Genomic DNA, 18,140 nt, shown 5'->3' with positions numbered 1-18,140 from the left:
CGACAAGCGGGCCGACAGCTTCGGAGATGCCCAACTCGACCGATTCTATTACGAGGCGCTCAAGCGGGTCATGGAATGCCAGGACGCGACCTATGTGACTGGCTACAAGATCTGGCAGCACGAACTGGTCTGGCAGGAGCGCAAGGCCGCTCGCTCCGGCTACCTCTTTTTCGGGGCACCCAACGAGCGCTCCACCGCCGTTCCGCAGCGGGACTTTTACCTCTACTTCATCCAGCCCAACGATCCGCCGCGCTTCAAGGACGACAAGGTCAACGACGAGGTCTTCTTCCGCCTCAAAGGCACCGACGAGGAATTCCAGACTGCGCTGAAGAGCTACGCGGCCGCCCTGGACCTTGCCGCCACCTCATCGGGCCACGCCAAGGCCACCTATGAAAGCAAAGCTGACAACAGGAATGGATCTGGATTCCTTCAGGTCTTGGTCCGGTGGCTGCAGAAGCACATGATCGAGGCCTTCGAGGTCACCTACCAGGGCCGCACCAAGTCCATGATCGAATGGGCCAAGGGCAAATCGATCCGCGATCTGTCCGGCCTGTCGCCGCAGGAGACCATCAACTTCCGTGATCTGGTCAACACCGTCGCCGGTCTTTGTCTAGCTCCGCACTTCGAGAACCAGGCCCCGGGCTATCCGGTCTTCTCGGTCCTGATTACCGGCAACAACCGCGCCCAAGCCGCGCAGGATGCCCTGCGGGCCATCGCCGGCCCAAACGGGAACAAGCAACGCACCAAGCAAGCCACCGCCGTGCTGGACGCCCTAGAGCTGCTCGACCCCCAAGGAAACGAGGCGAAGATCGACCCCCAGAAGTCGAAATACACCAAGTTCATCCTCGATGCCCTCAAGGCCAAGGGCCACGGCCAGGTGGTCAACCGCAGCGAGATCATCCAGGACGACCACGGACTGGAATACATGAACCCGGGCGGTTCGCGGCTGGAGCCGGAGTGGGTGAGCGTACTGGTGGCGGCGCTGGTCTACTCCGGCGACATCGTGCTCGCCATCCCGGGCAAGAAATTCGACGCCACCGGCCTGCAGCAACTGGCCGCGACTAGCATGGACGAGCTGGTCCGCTTCAAGCACCTGGAGCAGCCCAAGGACTGGAACCTGCCCGCGCTCAAGGCGCTGTTCGAACTGCTCGACCCTTATGGAACCACGCCGGGCATGGCTCAACTCGTTACCCAGGGCAAGGACGAGCCGGTGCAGAACCTGCAGCAGGCAGTGGACAAGATCGTCAAGCGCATCGTCATGACCCAGCAGACCCTGCGCGAAGGGCTCTCCTTCTGGGGGTTGGACTTGTTAGGGGCGAGTGGCGCGGGGCCGGGGGCGAGAGAGGAAACACTCCAGAACGCAAAGGAATTTTTTGAAAGCCTGCAAGCGTATTCCTCGCCGGGCAAGCTGAAAAACTTTCGCTACAGCGCCGACGAGGTGCTGGCGCATGAAAAGGCCCTGCGGATACTCGACGGGCTGGACGCCCTGCGCGAGATCGCCCTAGAGCAGGGTCCGATCACATCCTGGCTGACTACCGCAGAAGGCGTCCTGCCGCTTGACCATCCCTGGATCGACCGGTTGAAGACCACCCAGCAAGCCGTGTTGGACGCCGTGAAGGACTTCAGCGGCTTGCCTCTGCCGATTCCTTCATCGATGAATCCGCTGTCAGGGATCAGCGCCAAGCTCAAAGCCCTCAAACAAGAGTACAGCGTCGCCTATATCGGCCTGCACACCAAGGCCCGGCTGGGCGTGAACGACGACAAGCGTAAGGCAGGACTGCTCAATGACCCGCGTCTGCAAACCCTGCTCAAGCTGGCCGGTATCGACCTGATGCCCCGGCAGCAGCTCACCGATTACCAGAACCGCCTGGCCGGGCTGAAGAGCTGCACGCGCCTGACCGAACAAAACCTCGACGCCTCGCCCATCTGCCCGCATTGTGGGTTCCGGCCGTCGGTGGAAACCGGCACGGCGGCAGGCTCGCAGATGATCGACCAGCTGGACGCCCAGCTCGACGCCATGGTGACGGCCTGGACCTCCACCATCCTCAGCAACCTGGAGGACCCGATCACCCAGGCTAACCTGGATCTGATGAAGATCGACGACCGTGAACCGCTGGAAGCCTTCATCAAATCGAAGAAACTGCCGGTGCCGCTGGACAGCAACTTTGTCCATGCACTGAAGGAAGTGCTCTCCGGCCTAGTCAAGGTCACCGTCAAGGCTCAAGCGCTGCAACAGGCCCTGCAGGTTACCGACGGGCCTGCCACTCCGGCGGAGATGAAGAAACGTTTTGAGGCTTACATCGATCAGCTCACCAAGGGCAAGGACCCGGCCAAGGTGCGGATGGTGCTGGAGTGAAGCTATACTTGATCAATGAAAATCTCTATTTAGGTCATGAGAGAAAACCTATGAATAGGCCAACGCAATTAGAACAAGTTAAAGAAAAACTGACTCACCTTCCATCTGATAGATTGATTGAGGTGAATGATTTTATAGATTTTCTCCAACAGCGCGACCGGGATCGATCTCTGCGCCAAGCCTATACCCGAGCCTCGGAACATGCCTTCCGTGAAGTTTGGGACAATGATGAAGATGCCGCCTATGACAACCTATAGTTTTGGCGATGTCGTGCTGGTTGGATTTCCTTTCAGTCATCTGCAAGCGATAAAAAAGCGTCCGGCAGTGATTGTGCACAGTTCGGCGTATCGCGAGCAGCCGGACGTTATTTTAATGGCCATTACCAGCCAGATTCGACCGTCGCTGATGATGCCAGAGATGCTATTGCATAATTGGCAGTCGGCGGGCTTACTCAAACCATCGATGCTCAAGTCATTGATTGCGACAATCGAGAAATCCAAAATCATCAAACGATTAGGGCATCTCTCCAACGCTGATCGCAAACGCCTTAGCGATCTGCTGCAATCCGTGTTAGGCGAACAAGCATAGACAACATTCAATTTTAGCTTCTAGCCCACATTGGGAGTGCTCAATGGACGACCGGCAACAAAGTCTTGATTATGGTTCAACGGATGAGCAAACAGACAAGCCCTTCGCCCCGGTGACTTGTCTCGGCATGACCTTCGAGAATGACGAGGCTCGCCGCGCCCACTTTACCGAGGAACTGCGCAAGAAGCTCCAAGACCCGGAGTTCCGCAAGATCGAAGGCTTTCCCATCGGCAGCGACGAGGACATCCTCAACCTGAGCGATCCGCCTTATTACACCGCCTGTCCGAACCCGTGGATCGCCGACTTCATCGCCGAATGGGAGGCGCAGAAGCCGGAACAGCCTGAAGGCTATCACTATCACCGTGAGCCATTTGCGGCCGATGTGAGTGAGGGTAAGAACGACCCGATTTACAATGCGCATTCCTACCATACCAAGGTGCCGCACAAGGCCATCATGCGTTACATCCTCTACTATACGCAGCCGGGGGACATTGTGTTCGACGGCTTTTGTGGAACCGGCATGACGGGAGTGGCCGCGCAGATGTGTGGTGATCGCGAAGTGGTCATGTCGCTCGGCTACCAGGTGAAGCAGGATGGGACCATTTTGCAGGAAGAGATGGATGAAGATGACAAGAAGGTTTGGCGGCCGTTTTCAAAGCTTGGCATCCGCAGAGCAGTACTGAACGACCTTTCACCAGCGGCAACCTTTATTGCTTACAATTACAACACACCTGTCGATGTTGCTGCGTTCGAGAAAGAGGCCAAGCTCATTCTCAAGGAGGTAAAAGAGGAATGCGGGTGGATGTATGAGATCAAACATGCCGATGGGCGCACAGGGATGATTAATTCCGTTTGGTCGGATGTGTTTGTTTGTCCTGAATGCGCTGGGGAATTAATTTTTTGGGATGAGGCAGTTGATAAAGAAGCCGGAAAGGTATTGGATTTGTTTCGTTGTCCTAATTGCCAAGCTGAGCTTACCAAGCGAACTGTGGATAGGGCTTGGGCAACGAAGTATGACTCTGTTATTAAAGAGACTTCCCGGAAAGCCAAGCAAGTTCCAGTTCTGATCAATTATACAGTTGCGGGAAAACGTGCTGAAAAAGTACCGGGCGCAGAAGATTTGTCGTTGATCGAGAAAATCGAGAACCGTGAAGTCGCGTATTGGTTTCCTTCTGATCGAATGATGGAAGGAAAAGAAACTCGGAGAAATGATTCTTCCGGCATAACACATGCACACCATTTCTTTGCGAAGCGAAGTTTGACGGCACTAGCGACACTCCATTCAAAAGCAAAAGATGCAATACAACTGAGTGTTGTGCTAGATGGGCTGCCGGTAGGCACTATTATGTCACGATTTCGTGTCCCGGCTTGGGTTAACAAGACAACCGGACCAATGAAAGGATGGACGAGTGGAACGCTGTATGTCCCATCGCTTCAAGGAGAGCAGAATTGGCTTAACATTTATAAAGAAAAGAGCTCAATGGTTGCTCGGGCCATACGGTGCAATAGAGCCGGTGCGAATGATACAAACCTTCTATCAACATCCTCCCTTGAAACAATTCTAGCTCCCAGTAACTCAATTGATTATTTGTTTCTTGATCCACCTTTTGGGTCAAACCTTAACTACTCGGAATTAAATCACTTATGGGAAGCTTGGGGGAGGATCTACACGAATATCGCTCCCGAGGCGATAGAGAATAGCGCTCATGGTAAGGGTGCAAATGAATACCGTCAACGCATGACGGTTTGTTTTCAGGAAGCATACAGGGTTCTAAAGCCTGGGCGGTGGATGACGGTTGAATTCTCCAATACGAAGGCTTCGGTTTGGAATAGTATTCAAGTGGCTCTTACTGATGCCGGCTTCATTGTAGCTAATGTGTCCGCCCTCGACAAAAAAAAGGGTAGCTTCAAAGCGGTAACCACACCTACAGCAGTTAAACAAGATCTCGTCATCTCGGCATACAAACCCAACGGCGGTTTTGAGGAGCGTTTTCATAAGGAAGCGCAAACTGAAGAAGGCGTTTGGGATTTCGTCCGCACTCACTTGAAGTATCTACCTGTTACTAAACGGCTGGGCGTTTTACTTTTAATGGTTCCAGAGCGCGATCCTCGCATCCTGTTTGACCAGATGGTCGCATTCTATGTCCGCAAAGGTTACCCGGTGCCGGTCTCGAGCCAGGAATTTCAGATCGGGCTGGCACAGCGCTTCATTGAACGTGACGGCATGTATTTCCTGCCGGATCAGGTGGCCGAATACGACCGCAAGAAGATGACCTCAGGTGCCCCACAGCAGCTTTCGATGTTCGTCTCAGACGAAGCATCCGCCATCCAGTGGCTCCGCCAACTCATCAAGGAAAAGCCGCAGACCTTCTCCGACATCAACCCGCAGTTCATGCAGCAACTGGGCGGCTGGAGCAAGAACGAGGCCCAGCTCGACCTGCGCGAACTGCTGAACCAGAACTTTATCTGCTACGACGGCAAAGGCCCGGTGCCCGAGCAGATCCACGCCTACCTCTCCACCAACTGGAAAGAGCTGCGCAACCTGCCCAAGGATGCCCCGACCCTGGTCGCCAAGGCCCGCGACCGCTGGTACGTGCCCGATCCCAACAAGGCAGGCGACCTGGAGAAGCTGCGCGAGAAGGCGCTGCTCAAGGAGTTCGAGGAATACAAAGCCGCCAAGAAGAAGCTCAAGGTCTTCCGCCTGGAAGCGGTCCGCGCCGGATTCAAGAAAGCCTGGCAAGAACGCGACTACGCCGTCATCGTCGCCGTGGCCGACAAGATCCCCAACAACGTCCTGGAAGAAGACCCCAAACTGCTCATGTGGTACGACCAGGCAGTAACACGGATGGGGGGTGACGCGTGATCGCTGGAATCAGCATCCGGAACTTCAAAGGTATCCGGGAGACGTCGAATTTACCGCTGTCGAGGTTTCACGTCCTGGTAGGCCCAAATGGCGTTGGCAAGACGACCTTCTTGGATGCCATTGATTTCGTGCGCGACTGCTTGGCGCATAGTCCCGCAGCCGCGGTCGAGTCGCGCCATATCGCGGATTTTGACGATCTCACATGGATGCGGCAAGGTGGGACGATCGAGATTGAGCTTTGGCTGGATCTCTTGGATCAGCTGCCCAGTGTCGCCGAGAGCCTAATCAATTACCGGCTCGCGATCCGCCAAGATCAGAAGCTTGGTGTTTGCGTCGATGATGAGCTGCTTCGCCAATACTCCAAGAACTGGCTTCCGAGTGGGAAAAAGCTCGAATTCAGCCCAAGAGTCAAGCCCAAGCGTCTCCTCGGCAAGACCGCCAAAGGAACTGATTTCTACGCTAGAGAGAGAGGGACCTATCAAGATTCCTTCAATTTCGGCCTCGATAAGCTGACCCTCGCATTGACGCCTCCTGATGAGGAGCGCTATCCAACGGCCAATGCCGTCCGGCGCTTCTTGATGCAGGGCGTGCGCTACATCCAGCTCAACAGCCCAGCCATGCGGCTTCCCTGTCCAGCCACGCGGCCGACGGACCTTGAGCTGGATGGGACCAATCTCGCGCGCGTCGTTGGCCGCCTGCTTGGAGAAAGCGGTGGACTTGGCCCTTACTGGGCCGAGACCGGCTCGCCTGTGTCGAACTGGGCAGAGCATCTGCGCTATGCCCTTCCCGACCTCAAACAGGTCGGATGGGCTAGACGGCAGGCCGACAATGCCGAGTATCTACTGTTGCAGTACGACAACGGATTGGAGGCTCCGAGCTGGATCCTATCCGATGGGACGCTACGTATGCTGGCCCTGACACTTCCGGCGTTTCTGCCCCCGGAGCCGGCGGTCTATATGGTCGAGGAGCCGGAGAATGGCGTCCACCCGAAGGCGTTGGAGATCATCCTCAGATCGCTGTCTAGCGTTCCAGGAGGACAAATGCTACTGGCAACCCACTCGCCCTTCGTGGTCCAGCAATGCGGAGTCGAACCCTTGCTCTGCTTCAGCCGTGACGAGCAGGGCGCACAGATCACGCCTGGCTCTAGTCATCCGCTGCTGAGGACCTGGGACGGAACCCCGGATCTCGGAATTGTATTCGCCGCTGGTGTTCTGGAATGAAGGACTTGTTGCTCTACGTGGCCGACGCGGATGCGTTGGCATTTATGAGGTCGATCCTGCGCAAACATCAGGCACTGGGAATCCGGCAGATTGCTGTCGACATTGAGCGTCACCCGCTGCGTGATTCTGGCATGGTGCAAAGCGGCGCCCAACTGACGCGCATGAAGAAGGGCCTCTATCATAAGGCGTTGCTGATGTGGGACCACCACGGCTCAGGCCGTGATCACAAGCAAGCCCCCGTTGCGGTTCAAGACGAGATTCAACGCGATCTCGATGCCTATACCTGGAAGGACAATAGCGCTGTCATCATCCTGGTGCCTGAGTTGGAGCAATGGATCTGGTATTGCGAAAGCGCTCTGCTCAACCACTGCGGTATCACGAGCGAGCAACTCCAGGGTTTCGTTGATGCCTATGCACGCAAAATGAGCAAGTCTCCAGACGAACTGAAGGCTGAGCAGCCCAAGGAATTGTTCGAGTACGTCCTGCGGGATCGACTCAAGCGGACCATCTCACCACGAGATTTCGAGGAGATCGGATCTCGCGCGGGGATTCAGGGCTTGATAGCGTGTGACTCGTTCCAAGCAATCGTTGACAGACTCCGCGCCTGGTTTCCGCTGTGATTGTCGCCCTACAATGGTGTCGATGAGCTGGATCATGGCAGATGAGAAGCGCTGATCCGATGACATCTGTTTGGCAATACAGCACCGTTCATAACAGCGCCTGCTTGTGTCTCGAAGAACAGACCTTGTGGGGGCAGACGGTGTGCCGTGTCTGGTTGCCGAACCAGGACGCGGTGGTGCGCGTGCCCCGCTCGGCCCTTCGGCCGCTGAGTGCCGACCTGCAGCCGGAGATTGAAGCCGGGCGCATTGCCTATGTGGCCGCCGCCAAAGTGGCCGAGGTGCTCGAAGGCAGCCTGTTCGGCCATGGCAGCGCCACCGACGGCCATGTCTTGCTGGCTCCCATGGAGTCCAACGTCATTCCGCTGCCGCACCAGATCCACGCCTTGTCCCGGGCCATCTCCGGCGACCGCGTGCGCTACCTGCTGGCCGACGAGGTGGGTCTCGGCAAGACCATCGAGGCCGGGCTGGTCATGCGCGAGCTCAAACTGCGCGGACTGGTGCGTCGGACATTGGTCGTCTCGCCGAAGGGAATCGCTACCCAGTGGGTGGCGGAAATGCAGACCCACTTCAACGAGCAGTTCCAGCTCGTGCTGGGCGACGACATCGGCACCTTGCAACGCCTGGCCCCCCAATTTGGAAAGAGCGCGGACCACCGGAACTCAGCCTGGTCGATGTTCGATCAGGTCATCGTCTCCCTGGATTCGGTCAAGCCCATGGACAAGCGGCGCGGCTGGACCGCCGAGCGCGTTGCCGAATACAACCGCAGCCGGTTCGAGGATCTGATGACCGCCGGTTGGGATCTGGTGATCGTGGACGAAGCGCATCGGCTGGGCGGCAGTACCGACCAGGTCGCCCGCTACAAGCTCGGCAAGGGGCTGGCGGAAGCCGCGCCCTATGTGCTGCTCCTTTCGGCGACTCCCCACCAGGGGAAGACCGATGCCTTCCATCGGCTGATGAACCTGCTGGATGACGATGCCTTTCCGGATATGGATAGCGTCTCCCGCGAGCGGGTGGCCCCGTATGTTATTCGTACCGAGAAGCGCAAGGCCATCGATGCCGACGGCAAGCCGCTCTTCAAACCCCGGCGCACGCAGATGGCCCCGGTGGCCTGGGAGAGCCGTCATCACCTGCAGCAACTCCTCTACGAGGCAGTGACCGACTATGTGCGCGAGGGCTACAACCAGGCCCTGCGCGAGAAGAAGCGCCACATCGGCTTCCTGATGATCCTGATGCAGCGCCTGGTGGTCTCAAGCACCCGGGCGATCCGCACGACGCTGGAACGGCGACTTGCCGCACTCAAGGAAGGCGAACAGCAGGCCAGCCTGCGCCTGGCGGAGCTGGAAAACGGTACGGAGGGATCGGAAAGCCCAGACGATGAAATGGCCGAGCTCTATGACATGGACGGCCAGGAGCTGCTCGATGAGCTGCTGAAATCTCAGGTGTCGGCTCTGCAGAGCGAAGGCAGCCATGTAGAGACCCTGCTCGATGCGGCGGTTCGCTGCGAACAAGCTGGACCGGACGCCAAGGCCGAGGCGTTGATCGAGTGGATCTACGAGCTGCAGGCCGAGGAAAACGAGCCGGACCTGAAAGTGTTGATCTTCACCGAGTTCGTGCCGACCCAGCAGATGCTGAAAGAGTTTCTGGAAGCCCGGGGCATCTCGGTCGTCACCCTGAACGGCTCCATGGAGATGGAGGAACGCAAGCAGGCCCAGGACGCCTTCCGCACATCGCACCGTGTGCTGGTTTCCACCGACGCGGGTGGAGAGGGCCTGAACCTGCAGTTCGCCCATGTCATCATCAACGTCGACATCCCCTGGAACCCGATGCGACTGGAGCAGCGAATCGGTCGCGTGGATCGTATCGGGCAGCCCAAGACTGTGCGGGCAATCAACTTCGTGTTTGAGGACTCGGTCGAGTTCCGGGTCCGTGAAGTGCTGGAGCAGAAGCTCTCAGTGATCTTCGACGAGTTCGGCATCGACAAGACCGGCGACGTGCTCGACTCCGCCCAGGCCGGTGAGCTGTTCGAGGATGTGTTCGCCTCGGCCATCCTCAATCCTGACGGTATCGAAACCTCCGTCGATCACACGGTTGCTCGACTTCGCGAAGAAATTCAGCAGGTGCGCGAGTCCTCCGCCATCTACGGCATCTCCGAAGAGCCGGATGTGCAAACCGCTGAGCGTCTGCGCTCGCATCCGCTGCCCCACTGGGTGGAACGGATGACGGTGGGCTATCTCAAGTCTCACGGCGGCGCGGCCAGCCGCAAGCGCTCCTGGTGGGATCTGAATTGGCCAGACGGCCAGGAACATCGCAAGGCCGTGTTCAACGCCCGGGAGGCGGATCGTCTGACCGACGCAACCCTGCTCAATCTTGAAAACAGCCGTGTCCGTGGGCTGGCCTTGAACCTGCCGCAGATCGCGGCTGGCCAGCCCTTGCCTTGCGTCAGCGTGAGCGGGCTGCCAGCCAGCATCTCCGGACTCTGGGGGCTCTTTGAGATCCGCCTTCAGGCTGGTGCGAGCGGGTACTCCGAGCTGCTGCGCATTCCAGCCGTCAGGCGCGGCCATGTCTGCGTCTTTTTGAACGAGGAAGGGCGGCTGTTCTTGCCCACCGCGCGGCACATCTGGGACGCGCTGCAGACCGGCGATCCGGCGCTGCGTGGCAGTCTTGATGAGGCGGCGGCGATGGCCGCCTACGATCGGCTGCAGCAGGCCGCCGAGCAGGGTGGTCGCGAGGTCTTGATGCCCTGTGTCAATCCCATCTGGATTCGATCGGGCGCGAAGAGGAGCGCGGCTCGGTGGCCTTTGCGGCACGGCGGCGCGCGATCGAGCGTGTCGGCCTACCCGAGGTCCGCGCCTATCGCCGAGCGCGCTGCGACGCCGAGGAGACCGAGTGGCGCAATGAGCTAATAGCCGTGCGTGCTCTGCTGCCGGAGATTCGGCCCTTGCTGCTGCTGCGGATTCTGCCTTTGGAAGAGGTCTAACTGGCCTGACGGCATTCTCGACGCGTTCACGCCCCAGGTCGGCAGGCTCCATCCTTTCGCTAACTTCAACGAGTGACAGCCATGGTCCATCCCATGACCCTGAATCAGGCAATCGACACCGTTACCCAGCTCCCGCTCCAGCAGCAAGAGATGCTTCTGGATATCCTCCGTCATCGGCTGAATGAGGCACGTCGCCAGGAGATCGCCGACGCCGCTCGTCAAGTCCAGGCGGACTTTCAGCAAGGCCGATTGACAGCCAAGTCGGCTGATGCGGTGATCCAGGGCTTGCACTTCTCCCTCGAAATCCAACCGACGGGCAGGAGGTGATTCTTCTGATCGATATTGGGACCCACGATGAAGTCTATTAGTGGCGAGTGCGAGTCTAAACCTCGAACATTGCTATCAGTTCTCGCGCGACGATGAAGCCGAGTTGGCGTGATCGCATCCTCGACGCCTTTGTGCCCCAGGTCAGCAAGCTGACGCTGGTGGCCGATCCGGACCGTCTGCTGACCGAGGAGCGGCTGGCGCTGGCGCTGCGCGAGCGCGGCTTCGAGCTGATCGAATTCGATGATCCGGTGGCCTTCCGCTACGCCTACGAGTCTGGCTATCGCGCGCGCTGGGGTCAGGGGGAGCAGACCGATCTCGTGGTGATCCTTCGATTGCAGGACGCCGAGCTTGAGCGCCTGCCCTACGATCTGCTGCAGGCTGGGCGGACCCTGTCCTTCAATCTCGGCGAGCTGTTTCCGCGTCTGAGCTACCCAGTGATCGAAACGCTCGATCGCAGTCTGCTGGATGCGCTTTATGCGGCTCAGGCCAGTGCTAACCCGGATGATCGGCTGGGTGACAACGCGACCAAGGATTTCATCCTGCGGCATCTGTTCGGCGTGGCCGCGGAGCTGATCTGCAATGAGGTCGATCTGCTGCGTGCCTTGCTGCGCCTGCACTATGGTCAGCGGGTGCTGTCCGCAACGCTGGCTCAGCGCTTGATTCAGTTACTCGGGGCGCGTGCCGATTTCGAGTCTTGGCCGCTTGCGGAGATCGTGCCGGATGCCGAGGGCTTCTTTGCGTTTCTGCAAGAGCGCTGGCCCGTCTTTCTGCTGGAGCATGCCGCGATGGATCGCATTGAGGATAGGCGTCTGGACAGGCCGCGACAGCGGCAGCGGCTCCGGTATCCAGGTCCGGCGCGGCTGCCGTTCGCGCATCATGATATCCGCGTCTACATCGACGACCTGTTCTTGGAGGGGCGCCTCACGCCCGTTGCCCTGGATGGCGTCGAGGCGTCGGCGCTGTCCCTGGGTGAGTCTTGGATGCGCAGCGGGATCATCCGTCCTGATGCCGATGATGAGGCGGTGCGGATCGGCCGGTTGTTTGAGCGTCTCGAGCAGGCGCTGCCCGCCGACGACTGTCAGCATTCGGACTGGAGCGGATTCGCGCTGAAGTGGGCCGAGCTGGCGGCCAAGGTGCATGGTCGCAGTGATCGCGAAGATCAGGCCCGGCTGTGCAGGCTCGGCGAGGCGCTGAATCGGCGCTTTGCCGACTGGTTGACCAAGCATTACGCCAATCTGATCAATCTATCGCCGACACAACCGGCCATGCTGCATCATGTGGCGCGTCACCTTGCGCGGCGGCTCGAAGGGACCAAGGACCGCCGGCTGGCGCTGATCCTGGTCGATGGTCTGGCGCTGGATCAGTGGGTGACGGTTCGCCAGGCACTACAGGCGCACGACAATGAACTCTTGCTGCGCGAGTCGGCGGTCTTCGCCTGGATTCCAACCTTGACCTCGGTCTCCCGGCAGGCGCTGTTCGCTGGCAAGCCGCCGCTGTATTTCCCCGGCTCGATCCAGTCGACGCATCGCGAGGAGGCGCTGTGGAAGCAGTTCTGGGAGGGCCATGGACTCTCGCGTCTGGATGTCGGCTATCAGCGCGGCTTGGGCGACGGCGATGCCCTGCGGATACTGGACGCCCTGATCCATCCTGGTAAGACGCGGGTGCTCGGGCTGGTGGTGGATAAGGTCGACAAGATCATGCACGGCATGCAGTTGGGTGCGGCTGGGATGCACAACCAGATCCGGCAGTGGCTCGAAGGTGGCTTTCTGACGACACTGATCGCGCGCTTGATCGAGAGTGGCTTCGAGGTCTGGCTCACCGCTGACCATGGCAATGTTGAGTGCATCGGTAAGGGGCGACCGCAGGAAGGTGTGATTGCTGAGACCCGCGGTGAGCGTGCGCGCGTCTATCCAACCGCGGAGCTGCGCGCTCAGGTCGCCGAAGAGTTTGGCTTCGCGCTGCCGTGGTCGCCAGCCGGTCTGCCGCCGGGCTATTTTCCCTTGCTCGCCTGCGGTCAGGATGCGTTTGTCAGTGCTGGCGACAGGCTGGTCGCGCATGGCGGCATGGCGCTGGAGGAGGTCTTGGTGCCCTTGGTGAAGCTGACGCGGCGGCGACCTTGATGGGTAAGCGGCATGCGGCCTTGGGCATCAAGCAGACGATCCGTCTGGAATGGATGCAGCGGGCGGCCAATCTGAGGCTTGCGGGCCTGGACAAGCAACGCATCCGGGCGGATCTGCACGAATATCTCGCTGAGCGGCGGGGGAGCGGCCAAGAGGGGATGCGGAGCGATCAGGGTCGCGCCTTCGTCGTGAGCTGTCTGATGCGGACCTGGGTCAGTCCGGACCCGGCGCTCGTCAGACTCCGCGATGCGCTGCTGCGGGTCTTGGCGGAGCAGCCAGCGCTCGGCCTCGCGGCGCATTGGGCGATGATCTCTGCCGCCTATCCGTTCTGGTGGTCGGTTGCGCGTCAGACCGGGCGGTTACTCGCGCTACAGGAGCAGGTCACCTGGGCGCAGATCCTCAACCGATTGCGAGAAGATTATGGCGATCGGCAAAGCGTGAGCCGCTATGGACGTTATGTGGTGCGCTCCTTCGTCGCCTGGGGGGTCTTGGCCGATACGGCGTCTAGAGGATGCTACGAACTGACCACGCCGCTGGCGATCCCCAATGCCGATCTTTGCGCGCTGCTGTTCGAGGCGACCTTGCACGCGATGCCCGAGGCGAAGGCGGAGCTGGGTCTGTTGTTGGCCAACCCGGGCTTTTTCCCGTTCCGGCTGCCATGGGTGAGTGGCGATGTGATTGCTCAGCAGAGCGATCGGATGGAGGTGGTGCGCTCCGGTTCGGAGGCGGACTTGTTGCTATTGTCGCCGGGCTTTTCGTAGTCTCGACGATGTTCGTAGTCTCTAAGAGCAGGGTCCGCGTGGCAACTGGCTTGCATGGAAGCTGTCCATCAACTTCTTCCCGATTTGCGCACAGCCTGCTCGCAAAGGCAACGACGCGGGGCCAGCGCTTGGCTAGCTCCGTGCCGCGTGACTCGCTGCCGCCCTGATCGAATGCCCTGATTGCCCTGATTGCCGTTCAGTGGCAAGACGAACGCAATCAACCGAGCCTGGCTCAGTGCCGTTGCCTGGGGGCGAATGTGCGCTCGCGTGTGCCGGTGAAGCCATACGGAGCCTGCAGGAGTCCGATGTGGGTGGGCTGTTGAGCGATGAGGGTAGCCGACTCTACAGGTTTGCCTGGAGAGCCGGCTCGACGCGCTAGGCGCGCTAGGCGCGCGCTAATCTAGTCGTCGCGTCCACCAAGCAGCGCGGCCGTCTCTTGTGAGCGGCCCCGTCGCGGATGACGGTGGGTGCTCGGGCGGCTGGTGTCAGCCCCTTGGCGGCGTCCGTGGCCGCGTTTGGCGGTGGCGGAGCCGGGCCGGGGTGCGGCTGCGTCTCTCGGGGCGGTTCCGTTCGCTGCTCGCTGCGCAGTCTGACTGCCTGCTGAGCGACGTCCAGCTTGGCCATCGGCTCTATTGCCGTTGTCGCTGGCCGCGTTGCGACCGCCGTCGCTGACTGCGTAGCGACCACCTGAGCTGCGACCGCCCGAACCGCGCTGCTCGTCAGCTCTGCCGCTGCCGGCCCCTGCACGTCGCGGTCGTTGCCCTGGGGCAGAGGAGGCGCTACGACCCTCGCCGTTGCGACCGCCGGCGCGCGCCGGACGCGGCCCGCCGCGACCATTCTTGATCGGCTCGGCCGGGATGCTGGGGTCCGGCTCGTAGCCAGGCTGGATGATCTTCGGCACCTCGCGCTTGAGCAGACGTTCGATGTCGCGCAGCAGCCGGTGCTCGTCGACACAGACCAGCGATACGGCCTGGCCCTCGCGCCCGGCGCGGCCGGTGCGGCCGATCCGATGCACATAGTCCTCGGGCACATTCGGCAGCTCGTAGTTGACGACGTGCGGGAGTTGGTCGATGTCGAGCCCACGCGCGGCGATATCGGTCGCGACCAGTACCCGCACATCACCGCTCTTGAAGCCGGCCAGTGCACGGGTGCGGGCACCCTGGCTCTTGTTGCCGTGGATCGCGGCGGCGCTGAGGCCGTCGGTCTCGAGCTGTTCGGCGAGCCGGTTGGCGCCGTGCTTGGTGCGGGTGAAGACCAGCACCTGGCGCCAGTCGTTGGCGCCGATCATGTGACTGAGCAGCTCGCGCTTGCGATGCCGATCGACCGGATAGACGACCTGGTCGATGCGCTCGGCGGTGGTGTTGCGCGGCGCGGCCTCGATCAGCTGCGGATTGTTCAGCAGCCGTTCGGCGAGGCGCTTGATGTCGTCGGAGAAGGTGGCCGAGAACAGCAGGTTCTGCCGGGCGTGGTTGGGCGGCAGCAGCGCCAGCACCTTCTTGATGTCATGGATGAAGCCCATGTCGAGCATGCGATCGGCTTCGTCGAGGATCAGGGTCTCGACCTGGGAGAGATCGACTGTGCCTTGGCCGGCGTGGTCCAGCAGCCGGCCCGGGGTGGCGACCAGGATATCGACGCCGCGGCGCAGCTGGTCGATCTGTGGGTTGATCTTGACCCCGCCGAAGATCACCGCCGAGCGCAGCGGCAGATATTGGCCGTAGGTCTCGATGCTCTCTTGCACCTGGGCCGCAAGCTCGCGGGTCGGCGTCAGCACCAGGGCGCGAATCGGGCGGCGTCCGCCGGCGGATGCGCGGCCGTTGGACGGTCTGGCTGCTTGGCCGCTTGCCTGATGGCCTGCCTGACTGCCTGGCTGATTGCCTGCTAGGCCACCGGATTGCTCGGTACTGCGGCTCGAGGTCTGGGTGCTCAGGCGTTGCAGCAGCGGCAGGGTGAAGCCGGCGGTCTTGCCGGTGCCGGTTTGCGCCGCGGCCATGACATCAGCGCCGCTGAGGATGGTCGGGATGGCCTTGGTTTGGATGGGGGTGGGTTGGGTGTAGCCCTGCTCGCGAACCGCGCGCAGAAGCTCGGCCGAAAGGCCAAGGGTGTCAAAAGACATCGGATCTGTAACTCCAGATGGGCCCTCCCGTCCTCACTGAGGCGGGAGCCGGTCCGGGCTGGATTGTGGGGTGCCAGTGTGGCGATGCTTGCGGGTCAGCGAGTTGCCCTGCTCAGGGCGGTGATCTGTGGCATCACGCTGATTGATGAGCGTGTTGGCCTTGAGAGCAATAGCCTTCGGACGATGGCCCCAAGGTGATGGCGGGGCGGGCGTCTCGAGATGAGCAGGGAAAGCAGCGAACGGCCCAAGCGAGTGTTCGGCAACCGCGGCTGTCATGGAACAGCTGGTTGCGAGCGGTGCCGACCGGTCCAGGCACCCGAAGTGAACCAGTCTAACCCAAAACCGAGCCTGATTATCTGTTTTTCTTTCCCGGCCGCTTTGCGGGGCGGCCGCGATCGGTTCCGGGCGGGCCTGATCGATTGCTCGTTGGTCGCTGCGGACCACCCGGGCCGCGGCCCGTCTCTGTGTCATCATCAGCAGGGCCCCTAGCCTCAGCCGGGGCGTTGGGGTCAAGCCGGGCGATCGCCAGCGGCCGGCCGCAGACGCGGACCTTGCGCAGGTCTTGCAGCAGCTCACGCGGCATGCCGGTGGGTAGGTCGACCAGGCTGAACTCGTCATGGATGTCGATGCGGCCGATATGCTGCGCATCCAGGCCAGCCTCGTTGGCGATGGCGCCGACGATGTTGCCAGGCTTGACCCCGTTGCGATGACCAACGGCGATGCGGAAACGCTCCATGCCCTGCTCTGGCTGCGAGGGCGGTCGGCGTTGTTGGCGTGGCTGGTAGCGATCAGCGTCATCGCGGCGCGGACCACGACCGCGCTCGGGACGTCCCTCGGAGCGCTCAGGGCGCTTCGGTGCGGTCAGCAACAGCGGCTGATCGCCGATCGAGAGCTTGGCCAGGGCTGCGGCGATCTCGACGGCGGGGACGTCATGCTCTTCCTGATACTGCTCGATCAGCCCTTGCATGAAGCTGAGCTCGCCAGCCGCCAGGGTATCGGTGATGCGCTGCTTGAAGTCGGCGATGCGCTTGTTGTTGACGGTCTCGGTCGAGGGCAGGGCCAGCGGTTCGATGCGTTGGCGCGTCGCGCGCTCGATGGCGGCGAGCATGCGCCGCTCGCGTGGGGCGACGAAGAGGATCGCCTCGCCGGTGCGGCCAGCGCGACCGGTGCGGCCAATGCGGTGGATGTAGGCCTCGGTGTCGTAGGGGATGTCGTAGTTGACGACATGGCTGATGCGCTCGACGTCGAGCCCGCGCGCGGCGACATCGGTGGCGACCAGGATATCGAGCGCGCCACTGCGCAGCTGATCCACCATCTGCTCGCGCTGTTGTTGGGGCATGTCGCCGTTGAGCGCGGAGGCGGCCCAGCCGCGGGCGCTGAGGCGGGCGGCTAGCTCGGTGGTCGCGGTCTTGGTGCGCACGAACAGCAGCAGCCCTTCGAACGGCTCGACCTCGAGGATGCGGGTGAGGGCATCGAGCTTATGCATGCCGCTGACCAGCCAATAGCGCTGACGGATGGTCTCGGCGGTTGCCGTCGCCGCCTTGATGCTGATCGATTGCGGATCATTCAGGTGGCGTTGGGCGATGCGCTGAATCGCACTTGGCAGCGTCGCTGAGAACAGTGCGATCTGGCGTTGTGGCGGCGTCTGCTCCAGAATCCACTCGACGTCGTCGATGAAGCCCATGCGCAGCATTTCATCGGCCTCGTCGAGCACCAATGCCTGCAGGTTGTCCAGCCGCAAGGTACCCTTGCGCATGTGATCCATGATGCGCCCGGGCGTTCCGACCACCAGATGCACACCGCGTTTGAGCTGGCGGATCTGTCCACCATAGTCAGAGCCGCCATAGATCGGCAGCACATTGAAGCTGCCGAGCGCGCTGGCATAGCGCTGACAGGCCTCGGCGACCTGCAAGGCCAGCTCGCGGGTGGGGGTTAGCACCAGCACCTGGGGCGTGCGCTGGGCGAGATCGATGCGCGCCAGTAGCGGCAGTGCGAAGGCCGCGGTCTTGCCAGTGCCGGTGGGGGCGTGACCCAGAAGGTCACGTCCGGCGAGCAAGTGAGGTATGGTCGCGGCCTGGATCGGCGAGGGCGTCTCGTAGCCAACGCTGTCGAGCGCGGTCAATAGGGCTGGTGGCAGCCCGAGCTGTGCGAAGCTCGGGGTGGATGAAGCGTCTGACATGGGGCGGGGCCTAAGG

Annotated in this window: 11 protein-coding genes and 1 pseudogene; 9 read left to right on the top strand and 3 right to left on the bottom strand. The window is 61.0% G+C overall.

Annotated elements, in window-relative coordinates:
- The 7 genes from CCR96_RS21110 to CCR96_RS21080 form a co-directional block, all read left to right on the top strand.
- Positions 1-2,356: DUF6079 domain-containing protein (locus CCR96_RS21110; RefSeq protein ID WP_242519268.1), on the top strand; the 2,356-nt coding region annotated here is incomplete at its 5' end.
- A gap of 8 nt (positions 2,357-2,364) precedes the next feature.
- On the top strand, positions 2,365-2,613 hold the full coding sequence (locus tag CCR96_RS21105) for a hypothetical protein (RefSeq protein WP_201223312.1): 249 nt from the start codon (positions 2,365-2,367) through the stop codon (positions 2,611-2,613).
- On the top strand, positions 2,600-2,944 hold the full coding sequence (locus CCR96_RS21100; RefSeq protein ID WP_242519267.1) for a type II toxin-antitoxin system PemK/MazF family toxin: 345 nt from the start codon (positions 2,600-2,602) through the stop codon (positions 2,942-2,944). Before CCR96_RS21105 ends, CCR96_RS21100 begins: the two co-directional genes overlap by 14 nt.
- Positions 2,945-2,987: 43 nt before the next feature.
- A complete protein-coding gene (locus CCR96_RS21095; protein ID WP_201223310.1) occupies positions 2,988-5,807 on the top strand; it encodes a DNA methyltransferase in 2,820 nt (939 codons plus the stop codon).
- Positions 5,804-7,027, top strand: a complete 1,224-nt coding sequence (locus tag CCR96_RS25400; RefSeq protein ID WP_201223303.1) for an AAA family ATPase — start codon at positions 5,804-5,806, stop codon at positions 7,025-7,027. The genes CCR96_RS21095 and CCR96_RS25400 overlap by 4 nt, the downstream gene beginning before the upstream one ends.
- On the top strand, positions 7,024-7,647 hold the full coding sequence (gene mads4 / locus CCR96_RS21085) for a methylation-associated defense system protein MAD4 (RefSeq protein WP_201223301.1): 624 nt from the start codon (positions 7,024-7,026) through the stop codon (positions 7,645-7,647). Before CCR96_RS25400 ends, mads4 begins: the two co-directional genes overlap by 4 nt.
- A gap of 41 nt (positions 7,648-7,688) precedes the next feature.
- A complete protein-coding gene (locus tag CCR96_RS21080) occupies positions 7,689-10,550 on the top strand; it encodes a DEAD/DEAH box helicase (protein ID WP_242519266.1) in 2,862 nt (953 codons plus the stop codon).
- Here the strand turns inward: CCR96_RS21080 and CCR96_RS21075 are convergent.
- A complete protein-coding gene (locus tag CCR96_RS21075) occupies positions 10,547-10,915 on the bottom strand; it encodes a hypothetical protein (RefSeq protein ID WP_201223316.1) in 369 nt (122 codons plus the stop codon). The two genes, CCR96_RS21080 and CCR96_RS21075, sit on opposite strands and share 4 nt — an antisense overlap.
- A 128-nt stretch (positions 10,916-11,043) precedes the next feature.
- Between CCR96_RS21075 and pglZ the strand changes: the two genes are divergently transcribed.
- A complete protein-coding gene (gene pglZ / locus CCR96_RS21070) occupies positions 11,044-13,071 on the top strand; it encodes a BREX-3 system phosphatase PglZ (RefSeq protein WP_201223299.1) in 2,028 nt (675 codons plus the stop codon).
- On the top strand, positions 13,071-13,832 hold the full coding sequence (locus CCR96_RS21065) for a hypothetical protein (protein WP_201223289.1): 762 nt from the start codon (positions 13,071-13,073) through the stop codon (positions 13,830-13,832). The genes pglZ and CCR96_RS21065 overlap by 1 nt, the downstream gene beginning before the upstream one ends.
- A 625-nt stretch (positions 13,833-14,457) precedes the next feature.
- Here CCR96_RS21065 and CCR96_RS21060 read toward each other — a convergent pair.
- Both CCR96_RS21060 and CCR96_RS21055 read right to left on the bottom strand, forming a co-directional pair.
- Positions 14,458-15,945: pseudogene (locus tag CCR96_RS21060) on the bottom strand (DEAD/DEAH box helicase); the annotation flags it as partial.
- 352 nt (positions 15,946-16,297) lie between these two features.
- Entirely contained in the window at positions 16,298-18,124 is a 1,827-nt protein-coding gene (locus CCR96_RS21055) for a DEAD/DEAH box helicase (protein WP_201223279.1), read from the bottom strand.
- Positions 18,125-18,140: the final 16 nt, after the last annotated feature.

The sequence above is a fragment of the Halochromatium roseum genome, from assembly GCF_016653315.1.
GTDB lineage: Bacteria > Pseudomonadota > Gammaproteobacteria > Chromatiales > Chromatiaceae > Lamprobacter > Lamprobacter roseus.
Note: the sequence above shows the minus strand (reverse complement) of the source record. Positions and strands in the feature narration are given on the sequence as shown.

What these genes read in the sequence shown, in the direction of transcription:
- CCR96_RS21100 (WP_242519267.1), top strand. Translation starts at nt 2,600, where the DNA reads ATGACAACCTATAGTTTTGGCGATGTCGTGCTGGTTGGATTTCCTTTC.
- CCR96_RS21095 (WP_201223310.1), top strand. Translation starts at nt 2,988, where the DNA reads ATGGACGACCGGCAACAAAGTCTTGATTATGGTTCAACGGATGAGCAA.
- mads4 (WP_201223301.1), top strand. Translation starts at nt 7,024, where the DNA reads ATGAAGGACTTGTTGCTCTACGTGGCCGACGCGGATGCGTTGGCATTT.
- CCR96_RS21080 (WP_242519266.1), top strand. Translation starts at nt 7,689, where the DNA reads ATGAGAAGCGCTGATCCGATGACATCTGTTTGGCAATACAGCACCGTT.
- pglZ (WP_201223299.1), top strand. Translation starts at nt 11,044, where the DNA reads ATGAAGCCGAGTTGGCGTGATCGCATCCTCGACGCCTTTGTGCCCCAG.
- CCR96_RS21065 (WP_201223289.1), top strand. Translation starts at nt 13,071, where the DNA reads ATGGGTAAGCGGCATGCGGCCTTGGGCATCAAGCAGACGATCCGTCTG.
- CCR96_RS21055 (WP_201223279.1), bottom strand. Translation starts at nt 18,124, where the DNA reads ATGTCAGACGCTTCATCCACCCCGAGCTTCGCACAGCTCGGGCTGCCA.